The sequence below is a fragment of the Mycobacterium sp. 050272 genome (assembly GCF_039023525.1).
Classification (GTDB): domain Bacteria; phylum Actinomycetota; class Actinomycetes; order Mycobacteriales; family Mycobacteriaceae; genus Mycobacterium.
The window spans coordinates 37,754-59,352 of the sequence record NZ_JBCHKV010000004.1 but is presented as its reverse complement, the minus strand read 5'-3'; the positions used below and the strand labels follow the sequence as shown (position 1 = coordinate 59,352).

The window sequence follows — 21,599 nt, the reverse complement described above, 5'->3', positions numbered from 1 at the left end:
CGAGATCGCCAGCCAAGTCAGACTTGGTTGAATCCGCCGTCCGCGGTCAGCGTCGACCCGGTGGTAAAGCTCGACAGATCGCTGGCGAGAAACACCGCGGCATGGGCGATTTCGACGGGGTCGGCGAAGCGCCCCAACGGGATCGTGGCGACACGGCCGGCGCGAAACTCTTCGATCGACGCGTTCGGGCTGGTTTGAGCCGCCAGTGCGTCGCTGCCCGGGGTGGCGGTGGAGCCGGCGACCAGGACATTGACCCGAATTTTGCGATCAGCGAGTTCGCTGGCCCAGGTGCGGGCAAACGACCGTACGGCTGCCTTGGTGGCGGCGTAAACGCTGAGCCCCGGGCGGCCGCGGTCGGCGGTGGTGGACCCGGTCAAAATGATCGAAGCGTTGTCGTTGAGTAGCGGCAGCGCTTTTTGGACCGTGTAGACCACGCCTTTGACGTTCGTCGTCAACAGCGTGTCGAGATCGTCATCGGTGATCTCACCCAGGCGGGAGACCTTGGTGGACCCGGCGTTGGCCATCAGGATGTCCAGACCCCTGCCGGCCTCGCCGACCTTGGCGTACAGCCGGTCGAGGTCCTCGGGCTTTCCGACATCGCCGCACACGGCGATTGCGCGGGAACCCAGTTGCAGTGCCGCGGAATCCAATTCGGCTTGCCGTCGACCTGTAATGAACACTCGGTCGGCACCTTCGGCGATGAAGCGCTCGGCGGTGGCCAGACCGATACCCGAATTGGCACCGGTAACGACGGCGGTCTTGTGGTCGAGCAGTCCCATCGAGGTCTCCTAAGGCAGCGCAGCATTGTGCGTTTCAACGCGCACGCTGCCGCCGGCCTTCCCGCGCCAGCGCTATCGCTATTCGGCCTCGCTGATGGCATCCAAGCGCTGGCCCACCCGAGCCAGTGCCTCGTCGAAGATCTCCACCTTTTCGCCGCGCTTTTCGTTGGCCGGCTGCGCGGCGCCGCGAGCGCCTTCGGCCTCCACCCGAGCCGCACCCTGACGCCGCAACAAGCTGAAGTTCTTCTCGCGTGCCTGCCTGAGCCGGCTCTGCAATTCCTTCAGCGCCTGCTCGTCCATCCGCTTGAGCGACTCGGGATGACTCTCGCCGATCAACGAGCTTTCCTGCTGGGTCAGGTTCACATGGTGGGTGCTCACCGTAGATTCATAACCTGCACCGCACACCCCGGCGCGTCGAATCGCCCGACGTCATGCCGAACCGTCACCGCGGGGACACTTCACGTTCACGTCGTCGGGCGCCGCTATAACAGAGCGCTCGCTCTGTTATCGTGTCGACATGCCTCGCCCGAGGGTGCTCGATCTGTCCCAATTGATGGATATGGCCGAGCGGCTGGCCGCCGAATCCGGACCTCGTGCCGTCACCATCCGCGCTCTTTCGGACGCGACGTCGATATCGAACGGGGCGATCTACCACGCGTTTGGATCCCGCGCAGGGTTGCTGGGGCACGTCTGGCTGCGCGCCGCGAAGAGATATCTCTGCGTCCAACGTGCCGCGGTTGCGCAAGCATTATCGTCCGGTACCGCGCGGAAACCGGTGGTGGACGCGGTAGTCGCCGCTGCCCGGTGTCCCGCGACCTTCTTCAGCCAAGATCCCGTCTCAGCCCGTTTCCTGCTCGCGGTGCGGCGGGACGACCTCTTCGAATCCGGCGACTTACCCGGCGAATTGGCCGACGATTTGCGTCGGCTCGATCACGAGCTGGGCGGTTTGCTCATCGAGCTCAGCGAACGCATGTGGAACAGGCGCGACCGCTGCGCGGTAGCCGCCATACGCGCCTGCGTTGTCGAATTGCCTACTGCCCTGGTGATTCGAGGCCAGCAGCCGCCCGATAGCGCGGCCTTGCAACGGCTCGACGTCGCCGTGCGTGCCGTGTTGACGCTGACCCCCCCGATCAAGGCATCCACCAAGAAAAAACAAGGAGCACACCATGACCGTGACGGTTGAACGCGATGGGTCCATCGCGGTTTTGACGTTGGGCGACGACGAAAACCGCTTCTCACCCGAATGGCTGGACACCGTCAACTCTCACCTGACGGACATCGAGAACAACGCCGACGCTCTGGTCACGGTGGGCACCGGCAAGTTCTACTCCAACGGCCTCGACCTCGACTGGCTGTCCGCGAACAGCAGCCGCGGCGATTGGTATATCGAAGCCGTGCAAGGCCTGCTTGCTCGCCTGCTCACCTTTGCGCGGCCCACGGTCGCTGCAGTCAACGGCCACGCCTTCGGCGCGGGGGCCATGTTGGCCATCGCACACGACTACCGGGTGATGCGATCGGACCGCGGCTATTACTGCTTTCCCGAAGTCGACATCAAGATCCCCTTTACCAAGGGCATGGCGGCACTGGTGCAAGCCAAACTGTCGCCGCAGACGGCGGTGACGGCCATGACGACCGGCCACCGTTTCACCGGACCCGATGCACATGCCGCCGGCCTCGTCGACGACACCGCCCCGGGCGAAGAGTTGGTGAGTGCCGCCGTCAGCCGGCTGCAGCCACTACTCGGCAAAGACCGCGGCACCGTTGGAGCGATCAAGGCCACGATGTACGGCTCGGTCACCGCGGCGCTGCGGCCGGTAGGCGACTAACGCAAGCCACAGCAATGGAGTAGTGAACTACTCGTGCGGCCGCGCACGATACGGCCCGACAATTCTCACACCGAAGGTACCTGCCAAGAGCAAGAGCGTTATGTCGCACAGGCCGGGGCGCGTACCCGATGTCGTTGCGCACGAGGAGCTCTCGTTTGGAGGTAGAGCGATGTTAGGAATCGGCAGACACAATGGAAACGGCGCCGGCGACTCCGTGGCGAGGGCGGCCAAGATAACGGGACTCTTCGCGCTGTGCGCGGCCGTTGTCTCGGCGATCCCGCCGTCGATCAATTTGCTCAGCAGCGACAAACAACCGCCGTCGTTGACAAACCCCGCAACCGCGCCGACGACCACCACTTTGGCGAAAGTGCCCGATAGCGGTCTCACGTTCGGTCCGCTGAAGAACGGGAAACTCACCGTGTCCGGGTCTGCTCAAAGAGACGTCGTCGGCATGTACGTGATGATCGGCCCGAAACCGCCGGGTGGGTACGACACCGGCTGCGGGGTGGTAACCGACGGGCACTGGCAAGTCGAGGTCCCCACCGATCCATCGTGGCCGAAATACCCACTGATGACCGTTCCCGCCTACGGCTCCTGCGCCGGTGCCGGAAGCGCGACCGGCCTGAATTTCGCTTTTCAGCGCACCGCAACGACGACGACGCCGACGCCACCTCCGGGGCAGATCTTGGATTGCACCAAACAAAACGGCCCCAGCTGCCTTACCGGCCCGGGCTTCGGACCGCCGACGGTCTACCAGCCGAATCAATGACGCATCGACTGCTACTCGGTTGTTATTCCTGCCAATTCCTTTGCCACCGCGTCGAATGCGTGCAGCGTGTCCCACAGCATCTGCGGATCCCCCGCGTCCGGCTGGGTGGATAACTTGGCGGCGACCAGCTCGGCGTCCCGGTTGACGTAGATCATCTGGCCACACATCCCCTGGCACAACACAATGTTGTTGCCCGGGTAGGGAAACCACACTTGATTGCGGTACATGCCGCCGGGCATTTGGGTGTCGTCGGGGCTAGCGGCAAAGGCCTCACGCGAGTCCGGACCGCCAGCGACAGTGTCGGCGATCCACGCGGCCGGCACCACTTGCTGTCCGGTCAACGAGACGCCGTCGTGCAAGAACAGCGACCCGAACCGGATCATGTCGGTCAGACAGGCGTTGATGCCGCCGTCGAAGAATCCGGTTCCGGCCGCGTCGACCGCGATGGTGGCATCGCGTTGGGCGCCGACGCGGCTCCACACCAGCTCCGACATCAGCGCGGGCATTCGCCGGGCGCCGGCCACCTCGCAGATCCAGCCGAGTACGTCGGTTTCGCACGAGCGATATTCGAACGGGCCACCGTGCGCCGACTTCTGCTGCAGGGTCAACAGGAAGTCGCGCAACGTGGATGGGACGTCGGAGTTGCTCGTCGGCGCCCATCCCATCGCCTGATCGAGAACGTGGATCTCCGCGGTCGGATGAAGGTAGTTGTCCGAGAACTCGATACCCGACCTCATGTCCAGCAGGTGGCGCACCGTCGCACCAGAATATCCGCAATTCTCAAGGGCGGGAACGTATTTCGTGACCTGAGCGTCAAGATCGATCGCACCGGCGCCGTGCAATGCGCCTACCACCGCACCCACCAGCGACTTGCTCACCGAGAACAGCAGGTGCCGGGTCTCGGCGCCCATGCCGTCGAGGTACTCCTCGGCCACCATCGACCCGCGGTGGGCCACGGCCCACCCGTCGGTCGCAGTGTCGGTCATCACCGCGCCCACGGTGGTGGCCGTGCCTGCGGTGCTGATCACCGGGATCTCGGCGACCGGGGCGCCGGCTGCGGGCAACGCCGCGACCGGACCGTCCCCGCGCGGGATTAGCGCTGTCGGCACGAAGTCCTCGATGTGCTGGAACGACCAATGCGCATAGGGCGGCGACAACCAGTTGTCCAGCGAGATACCGGCCGGGCGGCTCACGCTCGTGCGACGAGCCGCGAGACGATCGGCGCGGCCGGCGTCAAAGGCGTCGAGACGAACTTCGCCTTCATCCCCTTGACCCAGCGCTGGCAGCGCTCGCTGAGCTGATAGTCGTCGGTCTGCAGGTGTGAGCGAGTGACGAGCACGCCGAGTTGGGCGCCCTCGGACCGCAAGTCGCCAGGTGCCGCGACCCGCATGTAAAAGGCCTCGGAGCCGTCGAGCAGCGTTGCCCAGTCGTTGGCGGTACGCGAAAAGGAGACCCGGCCGTCGTCGTCGATGCGCCACACCCCGGTGCGTGGCGTCGCGGTGAAGATCTCGATATCCGGGGACGTCTCCGTGATGATCACCTGGCCCCAGACCTCGTCTTCGCCATAGCCCCGCTCCCAGCGCGCGTTGATCTCGTCGATGTCGAGCTCGTACTCCACGTCCATGTACTCGAGCAGGTGGAAGAGAAACAGCGGCATGTCGGCGTAGGCCTCGGTGGTCAAGTTCGTCATCGGGCTGGCGCCGGACAGCCGCGGATTCACCTCGCCGAGGTACAACTCGTCGGAGTCGAGGTCGTGCAGAAGATCCACCTCGAAATAGCCGAGGTAGCCCTCGCGGCGCATGACGTCGCCCAGCTTTGCCACCATTTCTCGCGCGGCGCGGGTCTGGGCGGGCGGCAGCACCTCGCGCCAGATGTCATTGCCGCACCAGCTGCCCCGGCTCGGAGTGAGCTCCGAATACCCGACAAGACTCGTCATCGCGGGGCCGACCACCGTGCCATGGCGGGTCACCGCACCCTCGAGGCAAACCTCCACATTGCGGATGCGCTTCATGACCTTGAGTTCTTGCTGCGAGGTCAGGTCACCCGCATGCTCGTCCCAGTCGCGCTGACCGCGCACGAAGAACGTCCCGCTGCCGGCGTTGCCATACGCGATCGAGATGACGAGGTCGTCTCCCAATCCGGCGCTGTGTGCCAGTGCCTGCAATTCGTCGTAGGAGCCGGCGCGCCCGATCACGTTCGGGACGCTGGGGATACCCGCGTCGTTGGCCAGCCGCGTCATGACGATCTTCGAGCCCAGTCGCTGGCGCAGCTCGATCGGCGGATGCATCACCTCGAGACCGGCGGACCGCGCGAGGGCCTGGATTTCCTCGTTCAGCATCACAAAGCAGCATTTGCCCCCGGGACCTTTGCCCGCGACGAACTCGAGTGTCTCGGGATCGGACAACAGGTGGCTGCACACCTCGTCCATCGAGTCGAAATCACGGCGATCGCGTCGCCGGGGCACAAAAACGCGCGAGTGGGTGCCCTCGAAAGAGTCAAAGTAGGTGAGGTAGAAGAAGTTTCGTATCCAACGGTCAACGCCGAGCAAATTGAACGGGGTAGGCGAGATGAAGTACAGCGGCACCTTGTTCGTGTGAAAGAACGCGCGTATGTCCGACAGACCGTTGAGCACCCGACGCTCGGGCTCCGGCGCCACGATCACGCCTGCCGCGGTGACATCGCGGCTCGGGTGGCGTCGGTCAACACGGTGAGCTCAAGTATCTGCATGCCCACCAGTGTGCCCGTGCCGCTGGCCCTGCGCAGCGTCTCGGGAGCATCCGGTTCGAGGCGTCGTCTGCCTCAGGGTGAGAGCTGGACATGGCCGCCCGGCGGGCGCGGCGACGGCGGAGGTTGCGGCGGCGGAGGCGGTGGAGGCGGCGGCGGAGGCGCTTCCGGCGCCGGTGCGGGTCCTTGCTCCTGGGGTGCCGGTGCCTGTGGTTGCGGCTTAGGGGCTTGCGGCTGTTGTGCCCGGGGTGGCGGCGCCGCCACGGGCGGCTCGAGCGGCTTTGCCGTTGGCGCCGGGATGCCCGGCGGCGGATCCGGTGTGATGTCCCCCAGCGGAGTCGGGCTGATCTGTCCGATCAGCAGCACGCCGCGCGCGCCAGTTGCGGAAATGTTTGCCGAGCGGGTCCCGTTCGGCATGCCGACGCCAGCTCGGTGCATCGGCCCACCCGTCACATTCGAGCTGATCAGGGCCACGATAACGACAACCAGAGCAGGCAGTGGCCGCCTGCGGGTAGCCGTCGTGCCAGACGGCGACATCTCGCTTCGGTTCGATTCGGTCATACCCCTGCGCGTCCGTCGCGCCCTTCCCCTCGTCTGCGAGTGCGCGCGAAAGCCGAGTGGTGATTCACGGTTGCAGCCAGTTACGATTTCCATCATTGCAGGCGCTGGTTGCCTCCATTGTTACCGGTTGGTGTCGATCTAATGAGACGCCGAGCAGGTGACACCGACGAAGCGGGAAACGTGCCGTGCGCATCCACATCACCAGGGTGGCGGGCGCTCTGGTGAGCGCCTCGACGGTGCTTTCCGTCGCGATCACCTGTGCCGGCGCAACGCGCGCCGATACGCAGGAAGATCAGTTCGTGGCGACACTCGCGCAGCTACAGATTCCCGTCATCGACAACGTGCCCGGGCTGGTCTATCGAGCTCGCGAAATCTGTGGCGAACTCGATAGCGGCTCCTCGTTCCAATCCGTCGTCGACGAGGAGACGAATACGACGTACGCGGGCAGTCCGTCTTTACGTCTGGTTCCCGATCGGGTTACCCGCACCGCGGTCAAATTCGTCACGGCATCAGTGACGGTCTACTGTCCCAGCCATCAAGGCCAGATTCCTAGCTAGTGTTGCAGCACAACCATTTTCACACTTGTTTTCTTGTTGCGGTCATGAATCAAGGCGTGGCAGTACCCGAAATGCCCAGTGCCGCATCCTAGTTCGTGGCAACGGCCGCATCTTCGAGCTGCATTCGGCCGGATAAGCTGGCGATTCGGTCACTTCCGGGGACTATCGCTCGACCTCGTCATCAACTGGCCAGCCGACCGCGGCCAGTCGCCGCTTGACCCGCTCGGTGTCTTCGGGCGACGGCATCTCATCGGTCAGCTTGGTGATTGCGACTCGCACGTCCGTGACGTCCGCCGACTCGTTGTTGTGGGAGATCACCGCCGCGGCGACAGCGATGACATCGTCGTCGGAAAGGCGGCGACGAAGCAGGGCGAGTAGCGGCACATAGTCGCGCGTCGGAATACCTTCGGGATAGCCGGCACGCAGGAAACCAACCGCCCGCATCACTACATCCGATAGCGACATCGACTCCCCCGCTCCTCGACTCCCTGGTTAACAACCCTTGCTGGTCCCACCACAACGGGGGAACCCCTTTCACCCATCAGAAACGGCCTGTTAACAGTTTGTCCAACGGGGCCACCGTCTGTACCGGTCCGCTTAAGGTTGCCGGATGCATCGCCCGAACTGCCGTTCGCCGACTCGATGTCCGGACGCGCCCGGTTTTCTGGTCCTTCAGGGTTTCGTCGATGTCAGAATAAAATCCGGCTGCACGGTTTCCGGCCGCCGATCGTTGTTCAGTAAAGGGGAGCTCGAGCGGATGGATCGCCCGAACAGCGGGATCAGCCGACGAGGATTGCTTATCGCGGTCGCCGGCGCCATCGCGCTGACCGCGGTGAACCAGCCGACACAAGCGTCGGCGATCATGCAGAAGTCGTCCACCGGCCCGGTGGGGCCCGCGGAGCGCGCAGACCTGGCGGAGCGGGCGGTGATGGAACGACACGTGCACACGCTCTGGTGGCAGTCGGAGCTGCAACTGGGCACGCTGCACTGGCCGTCCTCCCTGTTCGACCAATTGTTGTTGTTCCGTTGGTGTTACTGGTGGCAGGCGCACCTGCTGGACTGCGCCGTGGACGCCGCATACCGCGCACGCACCCCCGAACGCATCGACCGGATCGGCGCCATCGCGCGCGGCATTTACACCCGCAATCTCGCCAGCTGGACCAACTCGTACTGCGACGACATGTCGTGGCTGGCGCTCGCACTCGAACGCGCCGACAGGCTGCTCGGCGTCCGGTTCGGCGACGCCGTTCCGAAGCTGCGGACCGCCCTGCTCAATGGCTGGAACCCGGCCGTCGGCGCGGTGCCGTGGAAGATCGGCCACGATTACTACAGCACTTCCGGGGTTGGTCCGACCGGCATCGCGATGGCGCGCCTGGGCAACCTGTCCCGCGCCGAACGACTCGCCGACTATCTGCACACCCGGCTGCGCGACAGCGAAAGCGGCCTGATCTTCGACGGCGTGCACGAACCCAGCGGGCGGATGGACCGCTCGCTGCTGACCTACTGTCAGGGCGTGGCCATCGGGCTGGAGACCGAATTGGCGCTGCGCACAAACGATTCGAGCCATCGCGACCGCGCGGCGGCGCTCGTTGCCGGTACCGCCAACAGGCTCGCCGACGGGGGTGTGATCGCCGGGTGCGCCGGCAACGACTCCGGGCTGTTCATGGGCATTCTCGCCCGGTATCTCGCTCAGACCGCGCTGGCTCTGGGTGACACCACCGCCGCGCAGCTCGTGCACGCTTCCGCGCGGGCCGCCTGGGACAACCGCGCCGAAGTGGACGGGCTGCCGTTGTTCGGTGCGCACTGGAACCGCCCGGTCACCGCGCCGGCGGGTCTGGAGAGCTTTACCCAGTTCGCGGACTCGTCGCATGCTTCCCCGCCGAACCCCAGCCGCGATCTCTCGATACAGCTGAGCGCCTGGATGCTGCTCGAGGCGGATCACCAGCTCACCGCCGCCGGCCACTGAGCCGCGCCGGCCCAGGTCCGCCGCGCCGGTTCGCCGCCAAGCCGCCAACATGCAACGGGCTTGCTGCTGTTTTGGCTCGAAGCCAATAGGCGTTTCGCGGTCAGACACGAATGCGGCCCGAGCGGGTCGATGTGCGAAACGGTTGAGTATCGGTCGCAAACTTACGCGCCAATGTCCTGCAAATCACTTGCAACTAATTCATCGTCGGCACTACCTTTGCATGGGGTCGCAAGCCGCGCCAGAGGAGCCGCGTCGTGGTAGATGGTGTCGGTGAACGGAAACGCTCACTGCGCTTTGGATGGCAGAGCGCATTAACGCCCCAGGAGTGGCGGCGCGTTTCAGTCATGGTCACCGTGATCGTGGCGCTGCATCTCATCGGCTGGTCCACCCTACTGCTGGTCGTTGAGCCGGCACGACTAAGTGTGGGCGGCAAGGCCTTTGGCATCGGCGTCGGGCTGACCGCTTACGCGCTGGGTCTGCGGCACGCCTTCGACGCCGACCACATCGCCGCCATCGACAACACCACCCGCAAGCTGATGAGCGACGGCCGGCGCCCCCTGGCCGTCGGGTTCTTCTTCTCACTGGGCCACTCCACCGTGGTGTTCACGCTGGCGATGCTGCTGGCCGTCGGGGCCAAGGCGATCGTCGGACCGGTCCAGGACGACTCCTCGGCGCTGCATCACTACGCCGGCCTGATCGGCACCAGCGTCTCGGGGTTGTTCCTCTACCTGATCGCCATCCTCAACGCCATTGTGCTGGTCGGAATCCTGCGGGTGTTCCTGCGATTGCGCCGCGGCCAATACGACCCGGACACCGATGCCGCCGAACTGGAACGGCAATTGGAGCACCGCGGATTTTTCAACCGTTTCCTGGGCAGACTGACTCGTTCGATCACCAAGTCCTGGCACATGTACCCGATCGGCCTGCTATTCGGCCTCGGTTTCGACACCGCCACCGAGGTCGCCCTGCTCGTGCTGGCCGGCACCAGTGCCGCGGCCGGGCTGCCCTGGTACGCGATCCTGTGTTTGCCGGTGTTGTTCGCCGCCGGAATGTGCCTGCTGGACACCATCGACGGCTCGTTCATGAACTTCGCCTACGGCTGGGCGTTTTCCAACCCGGTGCGCAAGATTTACTACAACATCACGATCACTGGTCTGTCCGTCGTCGTGGCGTGGGTGATCGGCAGCATCGAACTGCTGAACCTGTTCACCGAACAACTGGGATGGCGGGGTCCCTTCTGGGATTGGCTCACCGGCCTTGACCTCAACACCGTCGGCTTCGTCGTGGTCGCCCTCTTCGTCGCCACCTGGGTGCTGGCGCTGCTCGTCTGGCGTTATGGCCGCATCGAAGAGAAATGGACCGCCCCCTGCGACAGCGCGCCCTAGATTCGCCGGGTATCTGCGTTCGCAATCCGTTCCAGCAGTTACTCTTTGGCCTCCCCCATTCAGGGGTGATGACCAGGCAAAGCCGGCCCTAGGGTATCGCCAACGCCCGGCTGTGTCTGGCGGCGCCGCCCAATCTGCAGCGAGAGAGACAAGTGACGGAGGTCCCGATCGTGGCCACTGACATCGTCACCGACCCGCACAGCTCGATCTTCGACTCGGGCTTGACCAGCGTGATCGACAACGAGTGCGGATACTCCACCCGACTCGTTGACCTGGTCACACTGGTCGGCATGTCGCCACACCACCGGTGACGTACGTGGTCTCGCTTGCCACGTTGCACGACTGCTTGTTACTCGACCTCGACGGCACGCTGTTGCGCGGAACACGTGCGATCGACGGCGTCGCTGATGCGCTTTCGCGGACCACAACCCGCAACCTTTTCCTGACGAACAACGCGTCACGCAGCGCTGCCGAGGTCGCACAATACCTGTGCGAGTTGGGCTTTGACGCGAGCCCGCACGACATCGTCACCAGCGGCCGATGCGCGGCACTCCTGCTGGGCGCCGAATTGACCCCAGGCTCGCGGGTGCTGGTCATCGGCTCGGACGCACTGGCAACCGAGGTCAACGAGGTTGGCCTGCAGCCAATCCGGCGGTGGGCCGACGGCCCGGATGCGGTGGTCCAGGGATTCGCCCCGGACATCGGTTGGCGTGATCTCGCCGAGGCGGCCCTGGCGATTGGCGCCGGGACACCGTGGGTTGCCACCAACCCCGATCTCACCCTGCCGACCGAGCGTGGCCTGGTGCCCGGAAACGGTTCTCTGGTGGCGGCGCTGCGCGCGGCGACCGGCGCCGAACCGTAAGTAGTCGGCAAGCCACACGGCTTCATCTTCCGGGAAGCGCTGTCTCGCGGCGACTTTCAGCGGCCGTTGATGGTCGGAGATCGGCTCGACACCGACATAGCCGGTGCGAACTCCGCCGGGCTGCCCAGCTTGTTGGTGCTCAGCGGGGTGAGTAGCGCAGCCGACGCGCTGCGTGCGCAGCCGGCACAGCAGCCGACCTACATCGCTGCGGACCTGCGCGGGATCCATCACGACGACCCGGCAAGTCTCAGGTATCACTGCCGGTAGGTCCGGCCATCGTGACGGGTCGGCGTCCGCGTGCCCCCGCCCGACCACCCGACCGGGGGATGAACCAACGTCCTGCCGGTCCGACGATGGGTAGGTATCTTGCTGCCCGCCGGAGGTTCCCGCGCATGCTTACCCGTCACACCACGCTGGTCAAGTTCCTGATCGAAGAACGCCGAAGCCACCCCGAAGCCAGCGGCGAACTGAACTCGCTGATTCTCGACGTCGCCCTTGCCTGCAAAGCCATCTCGACCCGGGTGGCGCAGGGCGAGCTCGGCGGCGTCTTGGGTGCCGCCAATGTGGTGAACGTCCAAGGCGAGGAGCAGCAAAAGCTCGACCTACTGGCCAACGACTACTTCCTGCGCGCCAACGAGTGGGGTGGTCAGGTGGCGGGAATGGCCTCCGAGGAGCTGGCCGATCCGTATCTACTGCCCGCGCAATATCCGCGGGGCAAGTACTTGCTGGTTTTTGATCCGCTCGACGGCTCGTCGAATATCGACGTCAATGTGTCAGTGGGAAGCATCTTTTCGATTCTGCGTGCGGCCAGTCCGGGTGCTGACCCGTCGCTCGAGGACTTCCTACAGCCCGGCTCGCAGCAAGTGTGCGCCGGCTACGCGATCTACGGCCCGTCGACCATGCTGGTGCTGACAGTGGGTACCGGCGTACACGCCTTCACGTTGGATCCCACGCTCGGGGAATTCGTCCTGACCCGACCGTCGATCCAAATCCCGAATTCCACGCGCGAGTTCGCCATCAATGCCTCGAACAGGCGGTTCTGGGAGCCCGCGGTCCAGCGATACATCGACGAGTGCTTGGCCGGCCGGACCGGTCCACGAGGCAAGGATTTCAACATGCGGTGGGTTGCGTCGCTCGTCGCGGAGACACACCGAATCCTGAGCCGCGGCGGCGTATTCCTGTACCCGCGTGACACCAAGGATCCGGAGAAGCCGGGACGCCTTCGGCTGCTGTACGAAGCCAGCCCGATCGCATTCCTGGTCGAGCAGGCGGGTGGGGCCGCCAGCACCGGCCGTCGACGCCTCCTCGACGTGGTCCCGACGAGCCTCCATCAGCGGGTGCCTCTGATATTCGGGGCGTGCGATGAGGTCAAGCTGATCGAGGACTACCACCGCCAGGACTACGTACGGCCCTCCACGTCACCGCTATACGGCGTCCGCGGCCTGTACCGCAGCGTAGTCGGCTAATCAATCGTTCAATCATCCTTGGAGGCAACATATGTCGCGTCTGCACCCGATCATCTCGGTTACCGGTTCCTCCGGGGCGGGGACAACCTCCGTCATGCGGACCTTCGATCAGATCTTCCGCCGCGAAGGCATCAATGTCGCGTTCGTCGAGGGTGACAGCTTTCACCGATACGACCGAGTCGCGATGAAGGCCGCGATCGCCGACGCACACGCGCGCGGCGATCACTCCTTCAGCCATTTCGGTCCGGAGGCCAACCTGTTCGACGATCTGCAAAGCCTATTTGAGACCTACGGCGAGACGGGTACCGGCAAGGTGCGGCGCTACCTGCATGACGAACAAGAGGCCGAACCGTATGGACAGGAGCCGGGTACCTTCACGCCGTGGGAGGAGATTCCCGAGGACACGGACATGCTCTTCTACGAAGGGCTACACGGCGCGATCGTCACCGACGAGGTGGACGTCGCTGCGCATGCCGACCTGCGGATCGGCGTGGTGCCGGTGATCAACCTCGAATGGATCCAGAAGTTGCACCGCGACAAAGTGACCCGCGGGTACACCTCGGAAGCGGTGACCGACACCATTCTGCGACGCATGCCTGACTATCTGAACTACATGTGCACCCAGTTCTCGCACACCGACGTCAATTTCCAGCGGGTGCCGGTCGTCGACACGTCCAACCCCTTTATCGCCCGGTCGATACCGACCGCCGACGAATCGATGCTGATCATCCGATTCCGCGACCCGCACGGCATCGACTTTCCGTATCTGCTTGCCATGCTGCATGATTCGTTCATGTCGCGCCCGAACACCATCGTGTGCCCCGGTGGCAAGATGGATCTGGCCATGCAGCTGATCTTCACACCGATGGTGCTGCGTCTGCTGGAACTACGCAAAGCGCAGCTGTCGGCGGCGCACTAACCTCGCCTCGGCGGTGGCGCGGCCGCATCGGTCCCGGTGTGGGCGACCGCCGGATTGATGACATCCAGAGCGGGTTTCGGATACACACCCAGGACGACAAGCAGCACCAGCAACGGGACGACCACGGCCAGTTCACGTGGCCGCAAATCACGCAGCGCAGCGTCTTCTTGCCGCTTGGGGCCCGTCATCACCCGTTGGTATAGCCACAGGACGTAAATCGCGGAAAGCACCAGCGCAGTCGCGGCCACCACCGCAAACGCGGGGTACCGGGTAAACGTGCCGACCAACACCAAAAACTCGCTGACGAAGGGTGCCAGCCCGGGCAAGGCCAGCGAAGCCAGGCCGGCGATCAAGAAAGTTCCGGCTAGCACTGGAGCGACCTGCTGGATTCCGCCGTACTCCGCGATAAGGCGGGTGCCCTTACGCGACACCAGAAATCCGGCAGTCAGAAACAATGCAGCGGTCGCCACACCGTGGTTGACCATGTACAGCGTCGCGCCGGATTGACCCTGTTCCGTCATGACGAAAAGACCCAGGACGATAAAGCCGAAATGGCTGATCGACGTATAGGCGATCACGCTCATGATGTCGCGCTGCCCGATGGCGACCAAGGCGCCATAGATGATCGCGACAACCGCGAGCGTCGCAACCAACGGCCGAAACTGAATTGCGCTGTCGGGAAATAGTGTTAGGCAATAACGGAGCATCCCGAAGGTACCGATCTTGTCGACGACGGCCATCATCAACACCGCGGTCACCGGCGACGCTTCGGTGGCTACGCCCGGCAACCAGGTGTGCAATGGCCACAGCGGCGCCTTGACGGCGAAGGCGAACATGAAGCCGAGAAAGACAAGGTTCATGACCGCAGGACTGGATGAGATGCCACCGGAGGTTACCGTGGCCACCATGGCACGGAAATCGAAAGTTCCACCCATCGCCCGGTTCAATCCGATCAGCGCGGCCAGCATCAGCAATCCACCAAACAGGCTGTACAGCAGGAACTTCAGCGCGGCACGAGGGGCGCCCGGGCCCCCGTAACGGCCGATCAAGAAAAACATGGGGACCAGCATCGCTTCGAAGAAGACGAAGAAGAGCAGGACGTCCAGCGCAAGCAGCGAGACGAGCATCATCGACTCGACCACCAGCATCAGCGCCAGATAGCCGCGCGGTTGTTCGGCGTCATTCCACCCGGCGATCAGTAGGAGCGGCATCAGCACCGTCGTCAAGATCACCAGGACCAAGGCGACGCCATCGACACCGACGACGTATCCGGCCCCGAACGACCTTATCCATGAATGGCTTTCGACGAACTGGTAGCGGGGTTCCGCCGGATCGAAGAGAACGGTCAACGTGCCGGCGATCACCAGCACGCCGGTGCAGACGCCGACAGCGGCGTACTTGACCACCGTCGGCCGGTTGGCCGGCATCGACAGGACCAGAAATGCTCCCGCCAGAGGCGTCAGCCACAGGGCACTCAATAAGGGGAATTGACTCATGCCAGCTTCCCCACCACCATGCTCAACAGCAGCATGGTGGCTCCGAGGAAGATCGCCAGCGCATACGAGCGCGCGAATCCAGTCTGGGCCCTGCGGATCTGTGTCGAGCCACCACCGACGAGGTGCGCAATGCCTTCGACCGCGGCGTCGATTCGCAGACGTTCCACGTCGACCAGGTGCCGCGAAAGGCGTTGTCCGGGCCGCATGAACGCGGCCTCGTTCACGCTGTCGCCAAACAGATCGCGGCGAGCCGCGACGACCAAGATCGACACCCACTCCGAGGCGGCGGTCCGCACCGGGCGAGTCCCATAGCTGCGATAGCCGATCACGGCGCCGAGAGCGACGATGGTCAATGTAATACCCGTGAGCGCCCAGCCGGGCGCGGGCGGCGACAACTCGGCCGAGTGGTTCGCGTCGGTTACCGGTTGCAGCCAGCGTTGCAGGGTTCCGCCGACGGCAAGCGACGCCCCGGCACCGAGTGAGCCCAGGGCCAGCACCATCATGGGTACCGTCATGACGACAGGTGATTCATGGGGGTGGGCGTCCGCGCGCCAGCGAGGTTGGCCGAAAAACGTCATTACCATGACACGGGTCATGTAGAACGCCGTCAGCCCGGCGCCGAGCAACGCCGCGGTGCCCAGCAGCGCACCGCGGAAACCGCCTGCCGCGAAGGCAGTTTCGATGATCGCGTCCTTGGAGAAGAACCCGGCCAGGGGCGGGGCGCCGATAATCGCCAGATAACCGAGCCCGAAGGTGGCGAAGGTGATCGGCATCGCCCTGCGCAGTCCGCCGTAGCGGCGCATATCGGTCTCGTCATTCATACCGTGCATCACTGATCCGGCGCCCAAGAAAAGCCCGGCTTTGAAGAAGCCATGCGTGAGCAGATGCATGATCGCCACGGCGTAACCCGCCGGTCCCAGACCGGCCGCCAGCACCATGTACCCGATCTGCGACATGGTCGAAGCCGCAAGGGCTTTCTTGATGTCGTCCTTGGCGCAGCCGACGATCGCACCGAATAGCAGTGTGACCGCTCCGACGATCACCACCGCAGTACGGGCGACGGGGGCCGCATCGAACACGGGACCCGAGCGCACGATCAAATACACGCCAGCGGTAACCATGGTCGCCGCGTGAATCAACGCACTGACCGGAGTCGGCCCCTCCATCGCGTCGCCAAGCCACGACTGCAACGGAACCTGCGCGGACTTGCCACAGGCCGCCAGCAGCAAGGCCAAGCCGATCAGGGTCAGGGTATGCTGCGAAGCCGACGACACTTGGCCGAATACCCCTGCATAGGAAAGGTTCCCGAGGTTGGCGAACATCATCACCATCGCCAGCGCCAGCCCCACGTCCCCAACCCGGTTGACGATGAAGGCCTTCTTGGCCGCTGTCGCCGCGGCCGGTCTATCCGACCAGAATCCGATGAGTAGGTACGACGCCAAACCGACACCCTCCCAGCCCAAGTAGAGTCCGAGATAGTTGTCGGCAATAACCAACAACAGCATCGCCGCTACAAACAGGTTCAGGTAGCCGAAAAATCGGCGTCGCGCCGGGTCGTCGCGCATGTAGCCGATCGAATACAGGTGGATCAACGCACCGACACTGGTGATCAACAGGACGAAACACACGCTCAGCGCATCTAGTTGTAGACCGAACTCGACATTGAGCGTGACCATCGGCACCCAGGTGAACAATGTCTCGTGCAGCACGCGATCCGGCGCGGCGCGCTGCAGCATGCCGGCGAAAAACCATAGGCCCCAGCCGAAAGACATCAGCACGGTGGCGCATCCAAGCAGATGACCCCAGGCATCGGTGCGCTTGCCGCCAAGCAGCATGATCGCCGCACCGGCCAATGGCAACACAATCACCAACCAGATGAGCGGCGCCATGTGTCAATGCCTGCGTATTGTGACGTCGTCCACGCCGACGCCCGAGTTGGCGCCGTGATCGTCACGACCCGAAACCATGGTGGCGATCAGCGAGACCGCCACCTCGCACACGACCGCTACCGCGACCACCACGAGAACCATGATGAGAAGATGGGGATCCACACCTGGTAGCTTGCGCACTCCCGCCGGCCCGCTGATCACCGAATCGGGGGATACACCAGGTGGTTTCGCAGGACCTATCAGCCTCGGAGCGCGTCCAGGCCCGCCAGCCCCGGGTCGAAGGTCGCCCGCGCCGCCACCGAGGTGGCGGCGGCCGCCACCACGACACCCGCGTCACCTTCGTACCCTTTGGGAAAGACGATCTCGGCACTGTCGGGTCCGTCGCGGTGGGCCATCAGCCAGTCGTAGAGCAGCCAGTCGACGGCACAGGTGACGGCCAGTGGATCGGCCCCGGCGGCCCGTGACGCCGCGATCACCGATCTGAGCGCATCCAGGTGCTCCCGTCGTGCGCCCTCCTTGTTCACTCCTGAGCTGTCGAACATCAACATCGACAACGTGAGCGGAAATCTTTGTCCTGTTTCGGTTCTCACCACCCACCGGCCACCCAGCCACGGCCGGTTCGGATCCACTTGCTGCATTTGTCCAAAGCCGCCCACCACCCCGAGGGTGGGTTCGTCAAGCTGCCCGTCCAGCGGTGCCGGTCCGAGCAGGCCGAGCGACTGCCGGGTGCGGATGGAGAACAGTGCGGTGGTTCCGATGATCTTTCCGGCGCGCAGGTCGGGCTTGACCCCGGCGAGATCGCTGGCCGCCGCGTACTCGAGACACAACCGGTCCAATGCCCGGTGCAGCTCCACCAGGCGGTCGCGTTCGGCGGCATCGGCGGGACCTCTTCCGCCACCGAGGATTTCGCCGAACGACTCGGCCGCGAAGATCAATGCGTCGTCAAGTGCTTCCAGGTGCGTGGCCACCAGCCGATCGGCCTCGTCGTCGTCGGCCACCAGCCGCGGAAGCGAGGTGCGCACGCCCGCGGATGTGACCCAGTAGAACCCGATCTGCCCGTCAGTCTGGACGATGCGCGGTCTCATCGCCGTCGCCAGATTACGACCCGATTGTTTCCCGAGTCCGCAACCGCCAATCGGTCCCCACTCAGCGACAGCCCGTAAGGCCAACACAGGGTGTCACGCTGAACCGACGTCCAGCGGTTCTCGCCGTTGGCGCCGAAGTGCGGTTGGGCCAACACGTAATCAGCCGGGCGGCCGTCGACGGGAAAGCCGTCCCACAACAGGATTCGGTTGTTGGCGGTATCGGCCACCGCCAGCCGGTCCCCCGCTAAACCGATCGCATAGGGAAACCGGAACCTGTCACCCGTGTGCGGACCGTATGGCCATTCCTGCGAACTGCTGAAGTCCGGCTGGCCAACCAAGACGCCGGCGGGACCGTCGAGGTCGGGCGGAGGCGACCAGCCGAGAATGCGGTGATTGCCGGCATCGGCGACAAGCAGGAGATCGCCGTGTCCGGCGATGTCGTGGGGCCAGCGGAAGCTCGCGGGCCCCGCATCTTCGCCACGGTTCTCCTCCCGGTGTGCGGCGCTGGGCTGGCCGAGCACCACATCGGCGGGTTGACCGGGGTCGGGAATTCCGTTGCGCCAACCGAGCACACGACGATTACCGGTATCGGCGACCCAGAACGCGTCACCGATCACCGCGATGCCGAACGGCCAATAAAAGGACCCCGCCCAGCAGTCGGCGCCGGCGTTGGGGTCGACCGAAGACGCGTCGGGCTGTCCCAGCACGATGTCGGGTGCGACGTCACTGCGCCGCGGTACTTCGTCCCAGATCAGAATGCGGTGATGCCACGCGTCGGCGACGATGAGTCGTCCGTCATGCACCAGGACCCCGGTGGGCAGGTTCATTCCGCGTTCGGGTCCGCGTCCGCCCGCCGCGCGTCCTTCCGTCGAGCCGTCCGGCTGACCCAGTACCACATCGGCCGGCTGCTCGTCGCTTGTCGGTATCCCGTGCCACAGCAGAACGCGATGGTTTCCGGAGTCGGCGACCACCAGATGTTCATCCCCCAGACACACGCCGCGTGGCGAATACATCCACGCCATGGTGGGTTTCGCCGGTGGCAGCGCCAGGCCGCCGGGGGCCGGTGCGCCCAGCCAGACGTCGGGCGACCAGCCGTCGGTGAGGTCGAGTTCGGCCACCGGGTCGACCCGCGGGGGTAGCGCGGTGATGTTGCGCCGGACCGTGTAGCGGCTCATCCGCGCACTCGGACCCAGACGTCTCCGTTGTCCACGCGCAGTGGCAGCTGTTCGAGTTGCGCGCCGGGTGCACTCAGGCATTCGCCCGAGGACGCGTCGTAGCAGAAGCCGTGCCACGGGCAGGTCAGGGTGCCGTTGTCCGCGTCGAGGATCGCGTTGTCCAATGGCATTGCCTCGTGGGCACATTCGTTGCGGTATGCGGATAACCGGTGCTCGACGCTGACGACGATCACCTCGGCCCGCTCTCCGGAATCGGCTGTCAGGCTGCACGCGGTCAACGCACCGTCGAGCAGTCCCGCGGCGGGACCAACCATGGCCCACCCCTCGCGGCTGGAGGTTGGGCCGATACGCAGCGCTTCGATCGGGATCAGGGTGGGCGAAGGCTCGTTGGGCAGCACCTCGACGGCCGAGATCGCGGGCACCTGCTGCACTAACGCGTCTTGGACCAGGTTGCGCAGGGTGACCGACGACATCGAGCAGCCGTTGCAGGCACCGTCCAGGCGCACATAGGCGGTGCCGTCTTGGACCCGGACCAGGGTGACGTCGCCTCCGTGACTTTGCAGCTGGGGCCGCACCGATTCCAGCACTCGGCCCGCGTGGGTGAGCGGGTCAGGCCGAACGATCTCGTGCAGCGACAGCAGCAGATGCACCACGGGATCGTCGACCAGTTCGAAGAGCACCGCACGGGCGGCATCGTCCGCACGCATGCGGCGCACCATGGTGACCAGTCCCTCCCGGTGCACCGCCTCCAGGGCGGACTTCAGTTCTTCGGCCACAGCGCGCGCCTTCGGGTCGAGATCGGCCAACGCCGCGACCGCGTCGTCGACCCGCTTGGCCAGTTCTTCGACCCCGGACCCCAACACCTTCGCGACCATCGTCATGTGACATCCTCGGAACGTAAAAGCGCACTCTGCCTGGCGATCTCGTCGAGGACGCCGCGAACCGCCCGCACCGAATCGTGGTCCTGCTGTTCCTCGAAGAGGAACCGCGCCTCGTAGAGCTTGGCCTTGGCCTGGTCGAACATCCCGAGGTGGGCCAGAGCGTTACCCTGGTTGGCCAGTACCCGGGCCCTGCCCAGCGGGTCGGTGTCGCGGCCGCGGGCCGCGAGCACGGCTTCGTACAGTTCCACCGCTTCGACGAGGTTGTCGGCCTGGTGTTTGGATGGCGTATACACCAGCGAATTAGCAAGATTCAGCTGGACGCTCGCCCACTGGTCTGGGTACCGCTCGGGTGTATAGACCTTCAGCGCCGAACGCAGCGATTGCGCTGCCACCCCGAGACGCAGCTGGCCGGACGCTTCTACCATCGGCATCGTCAGGTATGCGGTCGCCAAATTGGCGTGCGCCGACGCCCATAGCAGCGGCGCCTCCTCGCGCAACACCAGCTGCAGCGCAGCGTGGTAATGCGGTATCGCTTGGGTTAACAGGCCCGGATTGTCCTGGGCGCGTTCGTGTATCAGCGCCGCGACGCCCAGATGCAATTCCGCCCGCGCAACGCGCAGTCCATCGGCGCCGTCGAGCAGACTCAACGCCCGTTCGAGACGCGGCTGAGCCTCCAATGCCGAAGCCTCATCCATATCGCGGCAGATCGATCCCGCCGCCCCGACCAGCACACCTTCAAGGCACGACGACACGTCGGCGGCGGCCTGGGCGGCGCGCTCCAGCAGAGCGACGGCTACCGCTGGATCACCTTGTGCCACAGCGTGACTGGCGTGCGCGGCCAACGCCACGGCGGCAAGTTCGCCGGTGGCGCCGTCGACTTCGGGCACGGTGTCTCGCTCGCCGATCGTGAACAGCACCAGGTCGACCAGGACGCCGAATTCGCCTAGGTCGGCGCGCAGCTTGTCGGTGTCGACACCGTCGGGTGCCAGCACGAACCGGTTGTACCGGGTCACGGGATCATCGGTGGTCAGCCGGCCCAGCGCCGCCTCGACATCACCGGAATGGGCGAGCTGCAGTGCCCGCAACCCGTCGGGCCAGGTGGCCGGTTCGTTTCCTTCCAACAGCGCCGTGCGCACCGCGTCGTGCTCGGATCCCGCGGGGATCAGCAGATACCCCAGCGGCAGCGGGAACGCGCCGAGCGGCTGCGGTCTGGCCGCCAAGGCGGTGGCGGGGGCGGCTTCAGCGGTAGTGGTCATGGC

21 protein-coding genes and 2 pseudogenes are annotated in these 21,599 nt (G+C 64.9%); 10 read left to right on the top strand and 13 right to left on the bottom strand.

What is annotated here, in order from left to right; genetic code table 11:
* Positions 1 to 17: 17 nt before the first annotated feature.
* The gene (locus AAHS21_RS10230; RefSeq protein WP_342927565.1) at positions 18 to 779 is read right to left on the bottom strand and encodes an SDR family oxidoreductase; all 762 of its coding nucleotides are present in this window, start codon (positions 777 to 779) and stop codon (positions 18 to 20) included.
* A 78-nt stretch (positions 780 to 857) separates the two neighbouring features.
* Positions 858 to 1,157, bottom strand: a complete 300-nt coding sequence (locus tag AAHS21_RS10225) for a hypothetical protein (protein WP_342927564.1) — start codon at positions 1,155 to 1,157, stop codon at positions 858 to 860.
* A gap of 154 nt (positions 1,158 to 1,311) precedes the next feature.
* Between AAHS21_RS10225 and AAHS21_RS10220 the strand changes: the two genes are divergently transcribed.
* The 3 genes from AAHS21_RS10220 (at position 1,312) to AAHS21_RS10210 (ending at position 3,374) form a co-directional block, all read left to right on the top strand.
* Positions 1,312 to 1,962 carry a helix-turn-helix domain-containing protein gene (locus AAHS21_RS10220; RefSeq protein ID WP_342927889.1) on the top strand — a complete coding sequence of 217 codons (651 nt, stop codon included), beginning with the start codon at positions 1,312 to 1,314 and terminating at the stop codon, positions 1,960 to 1,962.
* On the top strand, positions 1,946 to 2,605 hold the full coding sequence (locus AAHS21_RS10215) for an enoyl-CoA hydratase-related protein (protein WP_342927563.1): 660 nt from the start codon (positions 1,946 to 1,948) through the stop codon (positions 2,603 to 2,605). Before AAHS21_RS10220 ends, AAHS21_RS10215 begins: the two co-directional genes overlap by 17 nt.
* 169 nt (positions 2,606 to 2,774) lie before the next feature.
* Positions 2,775 to 3,374, top strand: coding sequence for a hypothetical protein (locus AAHS21_RS10210; RefSeq protein ID WP_342927562.1), 600 nt, complete (start codon positions 2,775 to 2,777; stop codon positions 3,372 to 3,374).
* Positions 3,375 to 3,385: 11 nt separating this feature from the next.
* Here AAHS21_RS10210 and AAHS21_RS10205 read toward each other — a convergent pair whose 3' ends face one another.
* The 3 genes from AAHS21_RS10205 to AAHS21_RS10195 form a co-directional block, all read right to left on the bottom strand.
* A complete protein-coding gene (locus AAHS21_RS10205) occupies positions 3,386 to 4,567 on the bottom strand; it encodes a serine hydrolase (RefSeq protein ID WP_342927561.1) in 1,182 nt (393 codons plus the stop codon).
* Positions 4,564 to 6,036 (bottom strand): biotin carboxylase, encoded by a 1,473-nt coding sequence (locus AAHS21_RS10200; RefSeq protein ID WP_342927560.1) that lies wholly within the window; start codon positions 6,034 to 6,036, stop codon positions 4,564 to 4,566. The genes AAHS21_RS10205 and AAHS21_RS10200 overlap by 4 nt, the downstream gene beginning before the upstream one ends.
* Before the next feature lie 137 nt (positions 6,037 to 6,173).
* Positions 6,174 to 6,515, bottom strand: a complete 342-nt coding sequence (locus AAHS21_RS10195; protein WP_342927559.1) for a hypothetical protein — start codon at positions 6,513 to 6,515, stop codon at positions 6,174 to 6,176.
* Between the two features lie 329 nt (positions 6,516 to 6,844).
* On the opposite strand from AAHS21_RS10195, the gene AAHS21_RS10190 reads away from it, so the two are divergent.
* Positions 6,845 to 7,216 carry a DUF732 domain-containing protein gene (locus AAHS21_RS10190; RefSeq protein ID WP_342927558.1) on the top strand — a complete coding sequence of 124 codons (372 nt, stop codon included), beginning with the start codon at positions 6,845 to 6,847 and terminating at the stop codon, positions 7,214 to 7,216.
* 162 nt (positions 7,217 to 7,378) lie between these two features.
* On the opposite strand, the gene AAHS21_RS10185 is transcribed toward AAHS21_RS10190, so the two are convergent.
* Positions 7,379 to 7,681 (bottom strand): DUF3349 domain-containing protein, encoded by a 303-nt coding sequence (locus tag AAHS21_RS10185; RefSeq protein WP_342927557.1) that lies wholly within the window; start codon positions 7,679 to 7,681, stop codon positions 7,379 to 7,381.
* 292 nt (positions 7,682 to 7,973) lie between these two features.
* Here AAHS21_RS10185 and AAHS21_RS10180 point away from each other — a divergent pair, with 292 nt between their 5' ends.
* From AAHS21_RS10180 to AAHS21_RS10155, 6 genes and pseudogenes are all read left to right on the top strand, one after another.
* Positions 7,974 to 9,182: a glycoside hydrolase family 76 protein gene (locus tag AAHS21_RS10180; RefSeq protein ID WP_342927556.1), complete on the top strand. Its 1,209-nt coding sequence runs from the start codon at positions 7,974 to 7,976 to the stop codon at positions 9,180 to 9,182.
* Positions 9,183 to 9,436: 254 nt separating this feature from the next.
* Entirely contained in the window at positions 9,437 to 10,567 is a 1,131-nt protein-coding gene (locus AAHS21_RS10175) for a HoxN/HupN/NixA family nickel/cobalt transporter (protein ID WP_342927555.1), read from the top strand.
* A 158-nt stretch (positions 10,568 to 10,725) separates the two neighbouring features.
* Positions 10,726 to 10,878: pseudogene (locus tag AAHS21_RS10170) on the top strand (type I glyceraldehyde-3-phosphate dehydrogenase); the annotation flags it as partial.
* A gap of 5 nt (positions 10,879 to 10,883) precedes the next feature.
* Positions 10,884 to 11,663 (top strand): annotated as a pseudogene (locus AAHS21_RS10165) (HAD-IIA family hydrolase); the annotation flags it as partial.
* Positions 11,664 to 11,821: 158 nt separating this feature from the next.
* Complete coding sequence (locus AAHS21_RS10160; RefSeq protein ID WP_342927554.1) at positions 11,822 to 12,895, top strand: class 1 fructose-bisphosphatase; 1,074 nt, start codon at positions 11,822 to 11,824, stop codon at positions 12,893 to 12,895.
* 31 nt (positions 12,896 to 12,926) lie between these two features.
* A complete protein-coding gene (locus tag AAHS21_RS10155) occupies positions 12,927 to 13,814 on the top strand; it encodes a phosphoribulokinase (protein WP_342927553.1) in 888 nt (295 codons plus the stop codon).
* Here AAHS21_RS10155 and AAHS21_RS10150 read toward each other — a convergent pair.
* The 7 genes from AAHS21_RS10150 to AAHS21_RS10120 form a co-directional block, all read right to left on the bottom strand.
* Positions 13,811 to 15,310 (bottom strand): NADH-quinone oxidoreductase subunit M, encoded by a 1,500-nt coding sequence (locus tag AAHS21_RS10150; RefSeq protein WP_342927552.1) that lies wholly within the window; start codon positions 15,308 to 15,310, stop codon positions 13,811 to 13,813. The two genes, AAHS21_RS10155 and AAHS21_RS10150, sit on opposite strands and share 4 nt — an antisense overlap.
* Positions 15,307 to 17,199 carry an NADH-quinone oxidoreductase subunit L gene (gene nuoL, locus AAHS21_RS10145; RefSeq protein ID WP_342927551.1) on the bottom strand — a complete coding sequence of 631 codons (1,893 nt, stop codon included), beginning with the start codon at positions 17,197 to 17,199 and terminating at the stop codon, positions 15,307 to 15,309. The genes AAHS21_RS10150 and nuoL overlap by 4 nt, the downstream gene beginning before the upstream one ends.
* Before the next feature lie 3 nt (positions 17,200 to 17,202).
* Positions 17,203 to 17,361 (bottom strand): hypothetical protein, encoded by a 159-nt coding sequence (locus tag AAHS21_RS10140; protein WP_342927550.1) that lies wholly within the window; start codon positions 17,359 to 17,361, stop codon positions 17,203 to 17,205.
* A 77-nt stretch (positions 17,362 to 17,438) separates the two neighbouring features.
* Complete coding sequence (locus AAHS21_RS10135; protein ID WP_342927549.1) at positions 17,439 to 18,284, bottom strand: hypothetical protein; 846 nt, start codon at positions 18,282 to 18,284, stop codon at positions 17,439 to 17,441.
* The gene (locus AAHS21_RS10130) at positions 18,281 to 19,459 is read right to left on the bottom strand and encodes an NHL repeat-containing protein (protein WP_342927548.1); all 1,179 of its coding nucleotides are present in this window, start codon (positions 19,457 to 19,459) and stop codon (positions 18,281 to 18,283) included. The genes AAHS21_RS10135 and AAHS21_RS10130 overlap by 4 nt, the downstream gene beginning before the upstream one ends.
* Complete coding sequence (locus AAHS21_RS10125; protein WP_342927547.1) at positions 19,456 to 20,340, bottom strand: NifU family protein; 885 nt, start codon at positions 20,338 to 20,340, stop codon at positions 19,456 to 19,458. The genes AAHS21_RS10130 and AAHS21_RS10125 overlap by 4 nt, the downstream gene beginning before the upstream one ends.
* Positions 20,337 to 21,596 carry a hypothetical protein gene (locus AAHS21_RS10120; RefSeq protein ID WP_342927546.1) on the bottom strand — a complete coding sequence of 420 codons (1,260 nt, stop codon included), beginning with the start codon at positions 21,594 to 21,596 and terminating at the stop codon, positions 20,337 to 20,339. Before AAHS21_RS10120 ends, AAHS21_RS10125 begins: the two co-directional genes overlap by 4 nt.
* Positions 21,597 to 21,599 lie beyond the last annotated feature (3 nt).